This window comes from Kitasatospora sp. NPDC049285 (genome assembly GCF_040678815.1).
GTDB lineage: Bacteria > Actinomycetota > Actinomycetes > Streptomycetales > Streptomycetaceae > Kitasatospora.
Window position 1 is genome coordinate 49,768 of sequence record NZ_JBFAQR010000001.1, and the last position, 15,715, is coordinate 65,482.

A 15,715-nucleotide genomic window follows, 5' to 3' on the forward strand; every position below is an offset into this window, starting at 1 on the left:
CGTGAATTCCGCTCGGCGCGGTTCAGTCCCGTCGGCCGGTGAGTTCGGCGAGGAGGCGGTCGATGTCGAGGTGGAAGCGCTCCGCTCCCAGCGGGACGAACGCGAGCGTGCGCTGCAGGAACGCGTCGACCGCCGACTCCTCGATGTCGATCAGCGCCGATCCCTCGTGGGATCTCAGCACGACGCGTATGAAGTGCCGACGGGAAGGCGACCGGGGGAGCACCAGCACGTCGCCGGTTCCGGCGCGCCGGTGCAGGCCCTCGGTGAGCAGGGAGCGGGCGAACACCCAGTTCACGGTCCTGGCCGTGGGCGCGCCGAGGGAGAGGCGGACGGCGTAGGGGTCGGCGGCGTGGTAGGACAGCTCGGCGGGGAGCGGGGCCGGGAGCTGGTCCGGGATGACGACGTGCACGGTCAGGACGCTGGTGACCGTCGGCGAGGGCTGGGTCATTTCATTCCTCCGCAAGGGCTTCGGGACCGGAACTCGTGAACCGAGCCTAAAATCCGGCGGTGCGGGAATCTTGTCGCGGAACGCATGGAACCTGGCACGAGAAAGCACTTCCGGTCGGATTCATCCCCGGGTGTTTCGCCATTCGCGGGGGGCCATCCCGTAGGCGGCCCGGAAAGCCCGGCTGAAATGCGCGGCGCTGGTGAATCCCCACCGGTGCGCCACCGCGGCGATCACGGCGCCGTTCCCGTGGCGCGCCAGCTCGCGCCGGCACTCCTCCAGACGGCGCCGCTGGATCCACCGGCCGACGGTCGCGTCCTCGCCCTCGAACAGTTTGTGCAGGTAGCGCGGTGATATGTGGTGGGCCCGGGCGATGATCTGCGGTGTCAGCCCGGGGTCGGCGAGATGCCGGTCGATGAACGCCTGGATGCGCAGCAGCATCGCCCGGTTCGCACCGGGCGTCTCCACCCCGGACCGGCCGAGGACCTGCTCGGCCAGCACGCCGAGCAGGTCCACGACGTTGCGGGCCATCAGCTCGCCGGTGCGCGGCGGGTAGGTGCCCGCGCCGTCCACCAGGCCGGCCAGGAAGGGCGAGAGCAGGCCGCCGAGGGGCGTGTCGGGGCCGAGCGGAGAGGCCGTGACGTGCGCCAGGTCCGCCTCGCTCAGGCCCAGCAGGTCCCTCGGCAGGACCAGGGACTTCGTCCGGAAGGACTGCGGAAGGTTCAGCCGGACCGGACGCGCCATGTCGTAGACGAAGACGTCGCCGGGTCCGAGGAGCGCCTCCCGGCCGTCCTGCTCGAGCCGGGCGACGCCCCGGTCCAGCAGTTTGACGACCACGTACTCCTCCGCGTCGCCCTGCGCGACGAGCCGGCGCGTCCGCAGGGCGGACAGGCAGTCGCCGTCCACGGTGACGGCCTGGAGCCGGCCGAGCGGCGTCGCGCGGATCGTGCCGGAGTACACCTCGTCGGGGACGGTCATGTCGACGGAGCCGAACGTCCGGGACAGGGCGTCGCGCCAGTACGCCCGTCTGCGGGCGACGGGCAGTGATTCGGTGGTGTGGAAGCTGCCGGGGGTGCTGCTCTCCTGGACCAGTACGTCGGGTGCCATCAGATCACGTCCGTCTCGTCTCGGGCTCGGCCCCCTGGCGATCGGGACGCACCGTTCGGACAGCAGATCCCGCACCGACGAGAAGATCGTGTCAAAGCGCCGCGGGCGCGCACATCACACGAGTCCCGCTGATCACGGCGGAGGGCGTGGGATGCGAAGCAGTCACTCTGCGTGTTCGCGAGTGGCCGCCAGGCGCGCGAGTTCGACCCGGGAGGTGATGTCGAGCTTGGTGAACGCATGCCGCAGGTGGGAGCTGACGGTGTGTGGTGAGATCGCGAGGCGCTCCGCGGTCTGCCGGTTCGTCAGGCCCTGGGCCACCAGCCGGATCACCTCGACCTGGGATGCGGTCAGCTCCGGCCACACCGTGACGGTCCCCCTGGACGTGGTTCGGCGCCGGGGCGATCCCAGGGCCCGCAGGCGGCGGCGGACGCGTGCGGCGTCGCGCTCGGCGCCGGCCTGGGAGTAGAGGTCGAGTGCCAGGTCGAGGTGGGGCACCGCGTCGACCGCGCGCCGGGTGGCCAGCTTGCGCCCGGTGTCCTCGAGCGCCGAGGCCCGGGGAATCGGCCGGGGGACGCCCTCGTACAACTCGACGGAGCGCAGGAGGGAAGCGAGGTCGCCATCGAGCAGTCCGCGGGCGTGCGCGGCCGCCGCTGCCAGGATCGGGAACCCCGGATTGAGGGCCGAGCGGCGCTCGGCCACGGCGACGGCGACCGCGGCGCGGTCCGGCGCTCCGGCCCGCAGGGCCATGCGGACGAAGACGGGTGCGTCGGCCGGATCGTCCGGGCTGGCCAGCGAGGGGCCCACTAGGTCGAACGTCGCGAAGGATTCGTCGAGCAGCGCCATGGCCCGGCCGGGATCGTCCTCGGCGTCCGCCAGCAGCGCCAGCAGCCACGAGCCGACGTTGCACACCAGGATCGCCGGGTCGGCCGGCATCCGCCGCACCTCGGCCGCATACGCGCGCGCCGCCTCCAGGTCGTTGGTGTGCAAGGCGACGCGCACCAGCGTGTACAGGAGGGTGGCGTCGGCGAAGTTGCCCATGCCGAGTTCGTCGGCCATCGCGGACGCGGCCTCGGCCTCGGCCCGGGCGTCCTCCAGTCGGCCCGCGTCCAGCAGCACCCGGGACCTGTTCATGGTCCACAGGCCCATCGCCGCGGCCTGCCCCTGCCGCTGCGTCTCCCGCACACCGGCCGCGGACTCGGCGAGCGCCTCCACCGACCGGCCCGCCGCGTTCAGCAGGAACGCCGTCCACAGGGCCTCCGGCACCCACAGCGAATGCCTGAACCCGACCTCGGCGGCCAGCGCCGACGCCCGCTCCGCGCACTCGAACGCGGCACTCCAGTCCATCCGGTAGAACCGCACGACCGAGCCGACGGCGACCGCAGTGGCCTCGGCGGCCTTGTCCTGAGCCTGCGCCGCGGCCTGCAGGGCATCGGACACGGCGTGGCCGGTCGCCTCGAAGTCCCCCACCATCGCCAGTTCGAGGGACCGCAGGGCGAGCAACCGGGCCCGCAGCGAGGCCGGGATACCGGGAAGGGCGGCTCCGGCCCCGGCCTGCCGGGCCGCCTCCGTGAAGTCGTACTGGCCGGACACCCGCACCAGGCCGAGCCGCACCTGCGCCTCGGCTGCCGGGTCCATGCTGCCGGGCAGGGCCGCGGCGGCGAGTGCCCTGGCCTCGGCCGGCTGCCCGGCCTGCCAGAGCAGCAGCGTCGTCTCGGCGATGATCGCCGGCCGCTCGGGGGCCTGCTCGGCCGTCAGTTCCAGCGCCCGGCGGCTGAGTTCCACCGCCGACGACGGCGCGGACGTCGCGAGTTCCGCCGCGGCGGCCCTCAGCAGTTCCACGGCCCTGCGGTCTCCCGGCTCCGCGCTGTCCAGGAGCAGGGCGGCCGCCTCGGTGACCGGTGCGCCGCGCGCCAGCAGGAGCTCGGAGGCGTGGCACCGCAGAGCCTGGCGTACGGAGACGGGCAGACTGGCCTCGACCGCCTCGCGGAGCAGGTCGTGACGGAACATCAGCCGGTCGTCCCGTTCTACCAGCAGATGGGAGTGCAGAGCCTCCTCCACCGGTGCGATCAGCGTCGCGGTCGGCTTGTCGAGCAGTTCGGCCAGGACGGCGACGGTGACCGTGCGGCCGACGGCGGACGCGGTCCGCACGACCTCCCGGGTCGGTTCGGAGAGCTGGTCGAGACGCTGCTGTACGGAGGTCTGGAACCGGTTGGGAAGGCGTCCGCCCGTCAGCCGTGCCACGTTGTGCTCGACGATCACCGCGCGTTCGTCGTGCAGGCCGCGCAGCAGCTCCACCAGGAGCAGGGGCACGCCCTCCGCCCGGCGCGCGGCGCTCAGCGTCATCTGGTCCGGAGGCGCTCCCAGGACGTCCTCGGTGATCCGGGCGACCGCCGCATCGGTCAGCGGTCCGAGCAGGAGCCGATGGGCGCCGGCGTGATCCAGCCGGTCCAGGGTCGTGCTCACGGCGGGTGTCCGGGTGCCGCTGCGGACGGCGACCAGCCACAGGATCGCGTGCGCGGACAGGCGAGCCGTGAGCGTGCGCAGGGCGAGCAGGGTCACGTCGTCCAACCACTGGACGTCGTCCAGGACGACGACCAGGGGAGCGTCGAGCGACGCCTGCTCCAGCCGGTCCTGCAACTCCTGCAGCAACCAGAACCGCTGCTCGGGTGCCGCCGCGAGGTCGCGCAGCCGGTCCTTGTCGAACAACGGCTCGGGGCCGGTCAGCAGACCGTCCAGCAGCGGGCCCAGCGGAACGAACTGGCCGTCAGGATCCGCGCCGCAGCGGAACACCCGCAGCCCACGGCGCACCGCGACGGTCTGCGCCTCCGACAGCAGACGGCTCTTGCCGCTGCCGGGCGCGCCCACGACGCACACGATCCCGCCGGCGCCCTGCCTCAGCGCGTCGAGCCGGGCACCGAGGAAGTCCAACTCCTGCTCCCGGCCCCGGACGGGCGGCTGCGAGGCACCGAGTCCGTCACCGAAGTGCGGCTGCTGAAAGCGGTCCAACGGAGACCCCCGTACACGTGTATGGCCGACAGGGGACAGGAGGGGTGGCACCAGGTCTCCCACCTGCATTTTATGCCCGGCACTGTGGGGCAAGCAGCGGTGCGTTCCGGGACAACCTCCGGCCTGGCGTCCGCCCTAGCGTGAGGACATCGCGTGGCGTGCACGGCCGCGCGAGCCACCTCGAACGAAGGAACGACGCCATGCCGTACATCACCGTGGGCCACGAGAACACCACCTCCGTCGACCTCTACTACGAGGACCACGGCACCGGCCAGCCGGTCGTCCTCATCCACGGCTTCCCGCTCGACGGCCATTCCTGGGAGCGGCAGAGCGCCGTGCTGCTCGACGCCGGCTACCGCGTGATCACCTACGACCGCCGCGGCTTCGGACAGTCCGCCCAGCCGACGACCGGCTACGACTACGACACCTTCGCGGCCGACCTGAACACCGTGCTGGAGACCCTCGACCTGCGGGACGCCGTCCTGGTCGGCTTCTCCATGGGCACCGGGGAGGTCGCCCGGTACGTGTCCGCCTACGGCTCCGCCCGGGTCGCCAAGGTCGCCTTCCTGGCCTCGCTGGAGCCGTACCTGCTCAAGAGCGACGACAACCCCGACGGGGTCGCGCCGAAGGAGTTCTTCGACGGCGTCGTCGCGGCCGTCAAGGCGGACCGCTACGCCTACTACACCGCCTTCTACCAGGACTTCTACAACCTCGACGAGAACCTCGGCAGCAGGATCAGCGAGGAGGCCGTGCGCAACAGCTGGAACGTCGCGGCCGGCGGCGGCTTCTTCGCCGCCGCGGCCGCGCCGTCGACCTGGTACACCGACTTCCGGGCCGACCTCCCGGCCATCGACGTGCCGGCCCTGATCCTGCACGGTACGGGCGACCGGATCCTGCCGATCGACGGGACCGCGCGGCCGTTCCACAAGGCGCTGCCGTCCGCCGACTACGTGGAGATCGAGGGCGCCCCGCACGGCCTGCTGTGGACCCACGCGGAGGAGGTCAACGCCGCGCTCCTCGCCTTCCTGAGGAAGTGACCGCCCTCCGCCGGCTGCTCCGGACGGCCCGTCAGACGCCGGTGACCGGCAGCAGGCCGCGCTCGGCGAACACCTTCCTGGCGACGAAGGTGGCGTTCAGGGCCTTGGGGAAGCCGCAGTAGCCGGCGGAGTGCAGCAGGGCTTCGACGATCTCCTCGGGGGTGAGGCCGACGTTGAGCGCGGCGTTGACGTGGACCTCCAGCTGGGGCTCGCAGCCGCCGAGCGCGGTGAGCATGCCGAGGGTGACCAACTGTCGGTCGCGCGGCACGAGTTGGGGTCGGCTGTAGATCTCGCCGAAGCCCCACGCGACGATCTGGTGGCCGAGTTCGGGGCTGATGTCGTCCAGCGACTCCACAACCCGGCGCCCGACCTCGCCGTCGACGCGGCCGAGCACCTCCATCCCGCGCTCGAAGCGCTCCCGGCGGACCTGTGCGTCGTTCGCGGCGCTGTCCACTGCGCTGCTCCTCTCCGAGTCGCCCGGCCGACGGTCCGTCAGCCGCCGTGCCCGGAGGCCTGCTCCTGGAGCAGCGCGGTGATCTGGTTGACGTCGTTGAAGACGCTGAGGAAGGCGTCGAGCGAGTCGCTGGAGCCGCCCGTGACACCGACGTAGACGAGGTGCAGACAGCCCTGGTCGGTGATCAGGTAGCCGGCCTCCTCCTGGGCGCTGACCGCGATCCGCTGGTTGAGGCGGTCGAGGCCGAGGACGGTGCCCGGCTTGGCGAAGACCTTGCCCTTGGCCGGGCAGTCGGTGGTGCAGGAGATCCCGTTGCTGCCGTCGACGCCGAGGATCGGCAGCGACAACCGGAAGGCCTCCGCGTCGGGGGTGCCCAGCCAGTAGGCGAGGAGCTGGTCGAGGCCGATCGGGGTGGCCCGTTCGGCCGCCACGCCGCCGCGCCCGTCCGCGAGTTGGAACTGGGCCGGGTCGACGTGCGCGACGTCGCTGAGGAAGTCGCGCTCGATCGGGAAGGCGTCGAAGCAGTCGCGGCTGCCGCGGGCGACGGCCATGTTGCACAGGGCCAGGTTGGCGCCGAGGTTGTGGCTGACCTTCAGGATCAGCTTGGCGTACTGGCTGTACGGCGGGGAGACGTACGCGGCGACCTGCGGGTCGCCGGCGTAGGAAGCGGGCAGCGCGTCCTGCGGGTTGGGGCCGGTCGGGTCCGCGGTGACGGCGACGCCCGCCCGGGCGAGCGCCTCGATCAGCGCGGTGCGGGCGAAGGCGTTGGGGTCCTGGATGTTGGAGACCTTCAGCAGCGGCTGGGCGTCGGCGGCGATGGTGCCGGACAGGCTGATCCGTGTGCCGTCGGGGGAGGCGGACACCTGGATGTCCGTCGGACCGCCGGCCGCCACCGTCTGGACCGTGGAGCTGACCTGGTACGGCGCGACCTGCGGACGCCACAGCAGCTGGGCGGGCTGCCCGGCCGCGGTGGGGGTGCTGAGCAGGTCGATCAGGTTGTCGTTGACGATCATCGGGGTGGGCTGCGGGTCCAGCGCCGGGGGAGTGAACAGCCGCGGGTCGACGATCACGTCGCCGTCGACCCGGGTGATGCCCGCGTCGTGCACCTGCTGGGCGATCTGGTCCAGGCCGGCCAGCGGGTTCTCGGGGGTGAGGCTCGCGCCCGGCAGGCTGGCCTCGGTGTGGTCGATGTTCGTGTAGTCCACCGAGCCGTCGGGCTTGGTGCGCCCGCCCATCGTCAGGTCGCCCTGGGCGACCATCGCCAGGTTCCCGTGCAGCGTCGAGCCCTCGCGGTCGCCGGTGGCCATGATCGGGGTGGTGAAGCGGTGGTCGGGGCCCAGGGTGTGCCAGGCGGTGGAGATGGTGACCAGCTTGGTGGTCGAGCCGGGGATGAAGAACTGGTTCGCGTTCTGGGAGTGGATGACCCTCCCGGTCGCGGGGTCGGTCTCCAGCACGCCCCACTGTGCGTGCTCGTAGCCCGGCTTGTGCATGATCGCCTCGATCGCGGGCCCGAGGTCGTCGTCGTGCGCCGCCGCCGTCGGGCCGGTGGCCACCACCGTGCCGGCCACGGCCGCGAGCGTCGCGCCGACTGCGGCCCAGGCCCGCAGCCGGCCGCGGATCGTCGATCCCATGTGTTCCGCCGTTCTGGGGCGAGGAACCCCGGGTCGACCAGACCCCGGGCCCTCACCGCCGAGGTACTCACGGCCGCATCGTAGGGAGCGGAAGGGCGCGAATCCCGCTGCCCGGCGGTGGAGCGACGGCGTGGGGGCCGAACGTCATCCGGTCGGACGATCACAACCGGCCCCGACGGAGCAGCGGCTGACTGTGCGTCAGCGGTCGGTGTCAGCCGTTCGCGGCGGCCTCCAGGGCGGCGACGTCCAGCTTGGTCATGGTGAGCATCGCGGCCATCGCACGGCGGGTGCGGTCCGGGTCGGGGTCGGACAGCAGCTCCATCATGCGCCGCGGGACGATCTGCCAGGACAGTCCGTAGCGGTCCTTCAGCCACCCGCACTGGCTCGGCTGCCCGCCGTCCGCGGTGAGGGCCTCCCAGTAGCGGTCGACCTCCGCCTGGTCGGCGCAGTCCACCTCCAGCGAGATCGACTCGTTGAAGGTGAAGATCGGGCCGCCGTTCAGCGCCCGGAACCGCTGGCCGAACAGCTCGAAGGTCACCACCATCACCTTCCCCGCCTCCCCGGGGCCGACGTCGGAGTAGCGCTGGACCTCCAGCACCTTGCCGTCGCGGAAGACCGAGACGTAGAACTCGGCGGCCTCCAGGGCCTGGTGGTCGAACCAGAGGAAGGTGGTGATCTTCTGCGCCATCGAAGCTGCTCCGTTCCGGTGCGTGGGTCGGCCCCGCGGGGGCGGGCGCAGCCGACGCTAGTCCCGCCGGGCGGGCGGGAGTCGACGGCGCGCGGGGGTGGCGTCGAGGTTCCGCCGGCCGCCGTCGAAAGCCCCGCGGGCCGCCGGGCGGTGTGCCAGAGTCGACGGCATGCCGACGAACGACGCTCCCGCCGCCGCCCTGCTGGACGCCTTCACCGCCCGTCTGCGCGCCGCCGTCCCGCTGCGCGCGCTGTGGGCGCACGGCTCGCTGGCCCACGGCGACTACCGGCACGGCCGCAGCGACCTCGACCTGATCGCCGTCCTGCCCGCCGAGGCCGACCCCCGGCAGCGCGAGGAACTCACCCAGCTGCACCGGCAGTTGATCGACGCGGACCCGGACGCGGCGAAGCTGCACTGCAGCTACCTGCCGGAACGCGGCCTCGACGACGCCGGGCGCCCGTACTTCACCTTCGCCCAGGGCGAGCCGATGGACCGCCCGGTCACCCCGATCAGCCGCCGCGAACTCCTGCACGGCGGGCTGGTGTTGACCGGACCGGCGCCCGACACGCTGCTCCCGCCGGTCGGCGACGCCGAACTGCACGACCACATCCGGGCCGACCTGCGCGACTACCTCCTGCCGATCACCGCCAAGCCCGAGCCCTGGCAGCAGGACATCTGGGTGGACCACGGCCCGATCACCGCCGCCCGCGCCACCATCACCCTGCGCGACGGCCGGCTGGTCACCAAGCGCGCGGCGATCGACGAACTCCCGCTGCTGGGCGCACCGCAGAGCCTGATCGACGACATCGCCGCCCGCCGCTACGCCACCCCGCTGCCGCTCACCCCCGCCGCCCGCACCGAACGCGCCGACGCCGCCCGCCGGTTCACCCGCACGGCGATCGAACGCGCGCTGCAGGGCTGAACCCGGTGTTCCCGGCCTGACGTCCCGTCAAGACGCCTCGGCGAACAGTGCGGAGAGCCGCGGCAGGCGCGCCGCGGTGTCGGCCGGCGTCCACACCTCGCCCACCGGCTCGGCGTTGACGGGGCTGTCGTGGCCGACCTCGGCGAGCAGGTCCTCCAGGCCGTCCTCCTCGCCGGTGATCCGCTCGTGGGCGTACGCGGCGCAGTAGTCCAGCTCCTCCCAGTCGGGGAAGTCGTGGTTGTCCCAGTCCTGGTAGGGGAGGGCGGCGAGGCGGCGGACGGCGGGCTGGTCGGCCAGGGCGTCCGGGTCGGCCAGCGCGGTGGCGTAGGCGGTGCGGCCGAGGCCGATCAGCCAGGCGTGGAAGTACCACAGGCCGTCGTCGCTGATGCGGCCGCGCTGCACCAGCTTGGCGACGGCCAGGGTGGCCATGGTGTCCAGCGGGGCGCGCACTTCGTCCAGCCGGAGCTGGAACTCCAGCACCTCCTCGACCGGGAGCGTGGCGAGACGCTCCGTCAGCCGCTCCGCCCGCTCGCACTCGGGCCGGCCGCAGCCCAGTTGCTCGTGCTCCGGCCGGATCTCGCGGCTCGCCTCGACCAGTTCCCAGAACCCGTTCACGTCCATGCCGGGCAGCCTCGCACGCGCGGGTGACAGCCGGGCTTGACTTCAAGCGCGCTTCAACAACCAGGATGGCGGGCGGTCAGGAAGTCGAAGCGTGGTCGAGGCGTTGGAGGCGTGATGCGTGCGGTGTGGCTGAGGGAGTTCGGCGGTCCCGAGGTGCTGGTGGCGGGGGAGGCGCCGGACCCGGTGGCAGGGGAGGGGCAGGTGCTGGTCCGGGTCGCCCACGCCAACCTGACCTTCGTGGAGACCCAGTTCCGGGCCACCGGCCTCGGCCCGTTCAGCGCCGGCCTGCCGATGATCCCCGGCAACGGCGTCGGCGGCACCGTCACCGCCGTCGGCCCCGGCGCCGACCCCGGGCTGCTCGGCCGACGGGTCGTCACCTCCACCGGCGGCTCCGGCGGTTACGCCGAACTGGTCGCCGTCCCCGCCGACGGCCTGTTCCCCGTCCCGGACGAGCTGCCGCTCGACGCCGCCACCGCGCTGCTCGCCGACGGCCGGACCGCGCGGCTGCTGCTGGAGACCGCGGGCGTCACCGCGGGCGAGCGGGTGCTGGTCGAGGCGGCAGCCGGCGGTGTCGGCAGCCTGCTGGTCCAACTCGCCGCCACCGCGGGCGCCGAGGTCGTCGCCGCGGCCGGCGGAGCCGACAAGCTCGCCCTCGCCGAGGAACTCGGCGCCCACGAGAGCGTCGACTACCGCACCCCCGGCTGGACGGCAGCCCTCGCCCCCGTCGACCTGGTTCTGGACGGCGTCGGCGGCGAGATCGGCCGCACCGCCTTCACCGCCCTGCGCCCCGGCGGACGGATGCTCAGCTACGGCCTCGCCAGCGGAAGTTGGGCCGGTGTCCCGGACGATCGGGCCACCGCCCGGCAGATCACCCTGCTCACCCTGCGCCCCACCCCCGACCGGATCCGCGCCGCCACCGCCCACGTCCTCGCCGAAGCCGCCGCGGGCCGCCTGCGCCCCGTCATCGGCCAACGCTTCCCGCTGGCCCGCGCCGCCGACGCGCACACCGCCATCGAGTCCCGCTCCACCCTCGGCAAGACCCTGCTGGACGTCGCCCACGAGTGACCCGGCCGGCCGGGTGACGGACCGTCGGCCACCCCGCCCCCGCGTGCAGCAGCATCAGCCGAGTCTGGGTCGCGACGGTCCCGGGCCCGCGCGGACGCAGGTTCCGGATCCTCAACGTCACCCGTACCGGCCCTGCCGACACCACCATGTTGACGTTCCATCAGGGCGACATCCCCTTGGCCGGCGAGCTGATCGCCTCACTCGTGGGCGTGCCCGCCGAGCTGGACGGCGCGGAGCGGGTCTGAGGCGCTCGCGCACCGGGCCGGGACGGCCACGCACCACATCCGACAAGCTGAAAGGCCACCGGGCGGTGGCCACGAGACCACAAGCCGGTGAGCGCCTCTCCAGCTACGTCCGTGAGCGAGGGAGTGACGGTTCGTCACCCGACTTCGGGCGGTGAGGAGGGCTCGGTGTCCCGAGCTGACGGTCCGTGCTCGGCAGGACGCGGGTCGGCGGGGAAGAAGACGGGGCTGAGCAGGTACGGCACCCGTCCGGGGCCGGGCCGGTGGGCGAGGCGGGGTTGGACGACGGCGAGCAACTCGCCGAGGAGTTCGGCGAGTTCGTCCGGGTCGAGCCAGAGCGTGCCCTGGCGGTAGGAGACCGAGTCGGCAGTGGGGTTCGCGTCCGCGCGGTCGAGGTACGCGTTGAACTCGGCGATGAGGACGGCCATCGCGGCGGCGAAACCGCGGCGGTGGTCGTCGACGGACATGGCCGCGGCCGCCTCGCCGTCGATCGTGGGGCGGTCGCGGCGCAGCCGGTACTGGCGTTCGACCACGTTGCGCACGCGCCGCTCCTGGGCCACTTCGAGGAAGCCGGCCTCCGCGAGCAGGGCCACGTGCCGGTAGACGCTCACCTTCGGGACGTCGGGCAGCCGGGCGGACAGCTCGCCGGTGGTGAGCTCGCGCCCGCCGGAGAGGGCGTGCACCACGCGCAGGCGAACCGGGTGCAGAAGCAGTTCGGCGGTGTCCATGGCGCCACTATTTCATGAGTGATACCGTTATCGAAATTGAAACTGCGGCGGGGGTGGGAGCGGATGAGGCGAGCAGGCGGTCGGGCAGTGGCCGTGAACGGGCACTCCGTCCATGTCGAGGAGTCGGGCCGGGGCACCGACTGGGTGGTCTTCGAGGCCGGGGCGGGCCTGGGCAGGACCAGTTGGGACCTGGTCCTGCCGCGGCTGGCAGACCGGGCCCGACTGGTGGCCTACGACCGGGCCGGGTTCGGCCGCAGCGGCCGGACCTCGGGCCGGCCGGGAATCGACGACCTGGCCGCCGACCTGGTGGCGCTGATCGAGGACGTGGTACCCCCGTCGGCCCCACTGGTGCTCGTCGCGCACAGCATGGGCGGGCTGGTCGCCCGCCGCGCGGTGGACCGCCTGGGTCCGCGGCTGCGCGGCCTGCTGCTACTCGACCCGACACCGGAGAGTTCGCCCGTCTACGACCGGTTCGACCGGACCGCCGCGAAGGTCGACCGCGCGCTCGCCGTCACGCAGGCCCTGGTGCGGTTCCGCCCGCTCGCTCGGATGGCCAGCGGGAACGTCCGGCGGCTGTTCCCGGCCGACACCTACGCGACCATGCTCGCCGAGGACTTCGTCCCCGCGGGGATCGCGCAGACCAGGAAGGAACTCGCGGCCGTGGTCGCCGCGATCCCCCGATTCCGCGCCGAGCCGCCCGGTCTCCCGACCTGTCCGACCGTGCTCCTCTCGCCGTCCCGCCCCGACCGGGGACGGCGGGAGCAGCGCACCGCCATGACCGCCCATCAGCGGCAGTGGGTCGCGACACTGCCGGACGGACGGTTCGAACAGATCGACGCGGGCCACCTCATCCAGGCCGAGCAGCCCGGGATCGTGGCGGAAGCGGTCGCCCACCTCCTCGACCGGGCGACCCCGACCGGCGGCCAGGGGCTTGCCGACGACGCCCGGCCGTCTTGAGGAGCGCGCGGCCGGGTCACGCGTCCGGCGGTACGGCGAACGGGTCCTCAGGAAGGAAGCAGCCGTAATCCGCCAGCGACATCGGGTCGTTGAACACGACCCGCGGGGGAGAGCCCGTCCGCGCGTACCGGCGGTGGCGGGCCGGGCCGTTCGAGCAGCGGGTTCGGTGAGTGGGCCGCCAGCCTGCCGTACCGCTCCAGCAGAGCGAACACGGCGTCAGGGACGTCGCGGACGTGCTCGGCCACGTCCGCCTCCGGGATCTCGGGGTAGAGCTCCAGGAAGGCCTCGCGGGCCGCGGCCAGGAAGCGGTCCGGATCGACCACCACCACGTCCTGCCGGGTCCGCACGCTGATCCTCATGCCCGCCGTCGGCGCCGTCGTCTCGTCCACCGCAGCACGCTACCGCTCGGTCGGAGCCGCCGGTAGCGCGGGCCCGTCCGCGGCGCCGGTCTCCGCACACCCGGCCTGGCCCGGTCGTGGCGACACCACGTATCGTGGCCGGGATCGCCGTGCTGAGCGGCGCCACGGTGAACAGGCACGACGTCGCGCGGGCGGCGGCAACGGGGGCGGTGACCAAGCGGTGGCTGACGAGGCATCGACGGCCGGGCACGGACGGCGGACGGTCGACGAGGAACTGACCGTCAAGCTCCCGCCGAACGGGTTCGCGCTCGAGCAGACGCTCGAACTGCCGCCCGACGCCGACCCGTTCGACCCCGCACTGAGTGGCACCAGAACCATCCCGCTGCCGCCCGGCCACACGCCGGCCGCCGGCACCGCGATCCCGACCGTCCCGCCGCCGCCCAGCGCCCCGCCCGCGATGCCGCCCGCCCCGCCGGTCACCGGCTGGACCGGCGTGATGCCTGCCATCACCATCACCGCACCGCCGCCCCCCGGCACCGCCGCCCGGCCCGCCGCCACAGCGCCCGCAGCGGCCAACGTCCAGGCGTCGCACGGCATCGGCGGCGGCCTGCGCGGCCGCATCCTGGTGATCGAGGGCGGCTACGGCGGCGGCCGCCGCTGGGGCCGCGGCGGCACCGCCCACGCCTCGGTGCTCTCGGCCGCGCTGGCCGGCGTCGCCCCGCAGGTCCTGCTCTCCGCCGACCAGGTCGACGCCGTCCACCTGCCCGGCGCCGCCGACCCGCAGACCGTCCTCGCCCACCTGCGGGCCGCGGCCCGCCACCCCGGACCGCTGCTGATCCACCTCGGCGGCCACCTGATCACCGACCGCCGCGGCGGCCAGCTCTACCTCTCGCTGCGTGAGGCGAAGCCCGCCGACAGCCTGCCGTGGAGCGCCATCGCCACCGAACTGCGGCACCGCGGCAGCGAGTTGGACACCCTGGTGATCGGCGACCTGAGCGCCGACCAGGTGATCTGGCCGCAGCTCTCGGCCGGCGCGGGGCAGCAACTCGCCGACGGCGTCCCGCTCTGGGCCACCGTCAGCCACGACCCCGACCAACTCGGCACCTTCACCCGCGCGCTGATCGAGGCCCTGCAGCGCGGCCGCCCCGGCGCCGAACCACTGCTCAGCCCCGAACTGCTGCGCCAGCAGGTCCACTCGGTGCTGCGCCCCGACACCCTGCTGATCACCGCGCACCCCGCGTACCGCCCCTACTTCCGCAACACCGCCCGCCAACTCGGCCCGGCCGACCCCGCCGCCGACGCAGCTCCGGCGGGCACGCCCGCGGGCACCACGCCCGCCGCCGGCCCGCTGCGGCCCCGCCTCGCCCCCGGCTGGACCCCGCGCGGCCTCGTCTCGCTGCGCAAGCCCGGCGTCCCCGCCACGCCGCCCCGGCCCGCCCGCCCGGTCTCCCTGCGCAAGGGATGCGAACCGCCCCTCGACACCGAGGCGCCCGCCGCCGACGGCGTGCAGCCGACGGTCCGCCTGGGCAAGGACACCGCGCCGCCCGCCGCGGAGGAGACCGGCCGGAGCTCCGCCGCGTCCTGGTACGCGGGCTACCAGGCGGCCGAGGCCGCGGACGCGGTGAGCGTCGTCGACTTCGCCAAGGCGGAGCCCGCAGGCGTCTCCGTATCCGCAGGCGCAACCGCCTCAGCCTCCGACTCCGCAGCCGCCTCCGCCTCCGCGTCCTCGCCCGAGTCGAGCCCGAAGCCGAAGCCCGTGCAGGAGCACAGGCCCGAGCCCGAGCCGTCCGGGATCCCGGCCCGGCACGACCCGGCCGCCTCGACCGTCCCGCTCACCAAGCACGACCCGGCCGCGGCCACCGTCCCGCTCGAGAAGCCCGCGCCGCGCCCCACCGCTGACGTGCCGTCAGCCGCCGCGCCGCCCACCGACTACCTGGAGGCGATCGGCGAGATCGTCCGCAGCGCCGAGGCCGGACAACACGTCACGGCCACCGCGCTCGCCCTCGACCTCGAGGAGCAGGCCGTCGCCGCGCACGGCGCCCTCGCCCCGCTGGTCCTCCAGGTGCGCCAGGTCCGTGCGCACGTCGCCCGGGTGGCCGGACAGCCCGTCCTCGCCGCCGAGCTCTACCGCCAGGTCGCCGCCGCGCTGCTCACCACCGAGGGCCCCGAGCACCCCGAGACCCAGCGTGCCGCGACCAACGCCGAAGCCTGCTGGCGGGCCGTCAAGGACCCCGCGGAGGCGATCAGGATCGCCCCGGACATCATCGAACTCCGCGCCTACCTGCCCGGTCCCGAGAACCGCAAGCTGCGCGCCGCCGAACGCTACCTGCGCCAACTCGCCGACCGGAAGGCCAACGCGGCCCTGTAGGCCGCACCCCGAACCGCAGAGCGCAAAACCGGAAGCGAGTCGCAAGCCGGAAACCGGCAGCGGCGTCCGGTCGGGAGACCGGACG

General features: G+C 73.6%; 14 protein-coding genes. 5 read left to right on the forward strand and 9 right to left on the reverse strand.

Annotated features, from left to right (window positions below):
- Positions 1-22: 22 nt before the first annotated feature.
- The 3 genes from AB0K51_RS00240 to AB0K51_RS00250 all read right to left on the reverse strand — a co-directional run bounded on the left by AB0K51_RS00240 (position 23) and on the right by AB0K51_RS00250 (position 4,558).
- The gene (locus AB0K51_RS00240; protein WP_363448756.1) at positions 23-448 is read right to left on the reverse strand and encodes an SsgA family sporulation/cell division regulator; all 426 of its coding nucleotides are present in this window, start codon (positions 446-448) and stop codon (positions 23-25) included.
- Positions 449-568: 120 nt separating this feature from the next.
- On the reverse strand, positions 569-1,552 hold the full coding sequence (locus tag AB0K51_RS00245; RefSeq protein WP_363448758.1) for a helix-turn-helix domain-containing protein: 984 nt from the start codon (positions 1,550-1,552) through the stop codon (positions 569-571).
- A gap of 162 nt (positions 1,553-1,714) precedes the next feature.
- A complete protein-coding gene (locus tag AB0K51_RS00250) occupies positions 1,715-4,558 on the reverse strand; it encodes an AAA family ATPase (protein ID WP_363448760.1) in 2,844 nt (947 codons plus the stop codon).
- Between the two features lie 200 nt (positions 4,559-4,758).
- Between AB0K51_RS00250 and AB0K51_RS00255 the strand changes: the two genes are divergently transcribed.
- Positions 4,759-5,595 carry an alpha/beta hydrolase gene (locus tag AB0K51_RS00255; RefSeq protein WP_363448762.1) on the forward strand — a complete coding sequence of 279 codons (837 nt, stop codon included), beginning with the start codon at positions 4,759-4,761 and terminating at the stop codon, positions 5,593-5,595.
- Between the two features lie 31 nt (positions 5,596-5,626).
- Here AB0K51_RS00255 and AB0K51_RS00260 read toward each other — a convergent pair whose 3' ends face one another.
- From AB0K51_RS00260 to AB0K51_RS00270, 3 genes are all read right to left on the reverse strand, one after another.
- On the reverse strand, positions 5,627-5,995 hold the full coding sequence (locus tag AB0K51_RS00260) for a carboxymuconolactone decarboxylase family protein (RefSeq protein ID WP_363449319.1): 369 nt from the start codon (positions 5,993-5,995) through the stop codon (positions 5,627-5,629).
- 92 nt (positions 5,996-6,087) lie between these two features.
- Positions 6,088-7,680 (reverse strand): D-alanyl-D-alanine carboxypeptidase/D-alanyl-D-alanine-endopeptidase, encoded by a 1,593-nt coding sequence (gene dacB / locus AB0K51_RS00265; protein WP_363448764.1) that lies wholly within the window; start codon positions 7,678-7,680, stop codon positions 6,088-6,090.
- A gap of 211 nt (positions 7,681-7,891) precedes the next feature.
- Positions 7,892-8,368 (reverse strand): VOC family protein, encoded by a 477-nt coding sequence (locus tag AB0K51_RS00270; RefSeq protein ID WP_363448766.1) that lies wholly within the window; start codon positions 8,366-8,368, stop codon positions 7,892-7,894.
- 169 nt (positions 8,369-8,537) lie between these two features.
- Between AB0K51_RS00270 and AB0K51_RS00275 the strand changes: the two genes are divergently transcribed.
- Positions 8,538-9,290: a nucleotidyltransferase gene (locus AB0K51_RS00275; RefSeq protein ID WP_363448768.1), complete on the forward strand. Its 753-nt coding sequence runs from the start codon at positions 8,538-8,540 to the stop codon at positions 9,288-9,290.
- A gap of 27 nt (positions 9,291-9,317) precedes the next feature.
- On the opposite strand, the gene AB0K51_RS00280 is transcribed toward AB0K51_RS00275, so the two are convergent.
- Positions 9,318-9,911: a DUF4240 domain-containing protein gene (locus AB0K51_RS00280; protein ID WP_363448770.1), complete on the reverse strand. Its 594-nt coding sequence runs from the start codon at positions 9,909-9,911 to the stop codon at positions 9,318-9,320.
- 114 nt (positions 9,912-10,025) lie between these two features.
- Here AB0K51_RS00280 and AB0K51_RS00285 point away from each other — a divergent pair, with 114 nt between their 5' ends.
- Positions 10,026-10,976, forward strand: a complete 951-nt coding sequence (locus tag AB0K51_RS00285; RefSeq protein WP_363448772.1) for a zinc-binding dehydrogenase — start codon at positions 10,026-10,028, stop codon at positions 10,974-10,976.
- Between the two features lie 379 nt (positions 10,977-11,355).
- Here the strand turns inward: AB0K51_RS00285 and AB0K51_RS00290 are convergent, their stop codons facing one another.
- Positions 11,356-11,946, reverse strand: coding sequence for a helix-turn-helix domain-containing protein (locus tag AB0K51_RS00290; RefSeq protein ID WP_363448774.1), 591 nt, complete (start codon positions 11,944-11,946; stop codon positions 11,356-11,358).
- A gap of 93 nt (positions 11,947-12,039) precedes the next feature.
- Here AB0K51_RS00290 and AB0K51_RS00295 point away from each other — a divergent pair, with 93 nt between their 5' ends.
- Positions 12,040-12,903, forward strand: a complete 864-nt coding sequence (locus AB0K51_RS00295; RefSeq protein WP_363448776.1) for an alpha/beta hydrolase — start codon at positions 12,040-12,042, stop codon at positions 12,901-12,903.
- A 47-nt stretch (positions 12,904-12,950) separates the two neighbouring features.
- On the opposite strand, the gene AB0K51_RS00300 is transcribed toward AB0K51_RS00295, so the two are convergent.
- The gene (locus tag AB0K51_RS00300; protein WP_363448778.1) at positions 12,951-13,292 is read right to left on the reverse strand and encodes a hypothetical protein; all 342 of its coding nucleotides are present in this window, start codon (positions 13,290-13,292) and stop codon (positions 12,951-12,953) included.
- A 190-nt stretch (positions 13,293-13,482) separates the two neighbouring features.
- Here AB0K51_RS00300 and AB0K51_RS00305 point away from each other — a divergent pair, with 190 nt between their 5' ends.
- Entirely contained in the window at positions 13,483-15,630 is a 2,148-nt protein-coding gene (locus tag AB0K51_RS00305; RefSeq protein WP_363448780.1) for a hypothetical protein, read from the forward strand.
- Positions 15,631-15,715: the final 85 nt, after the last annotated feature.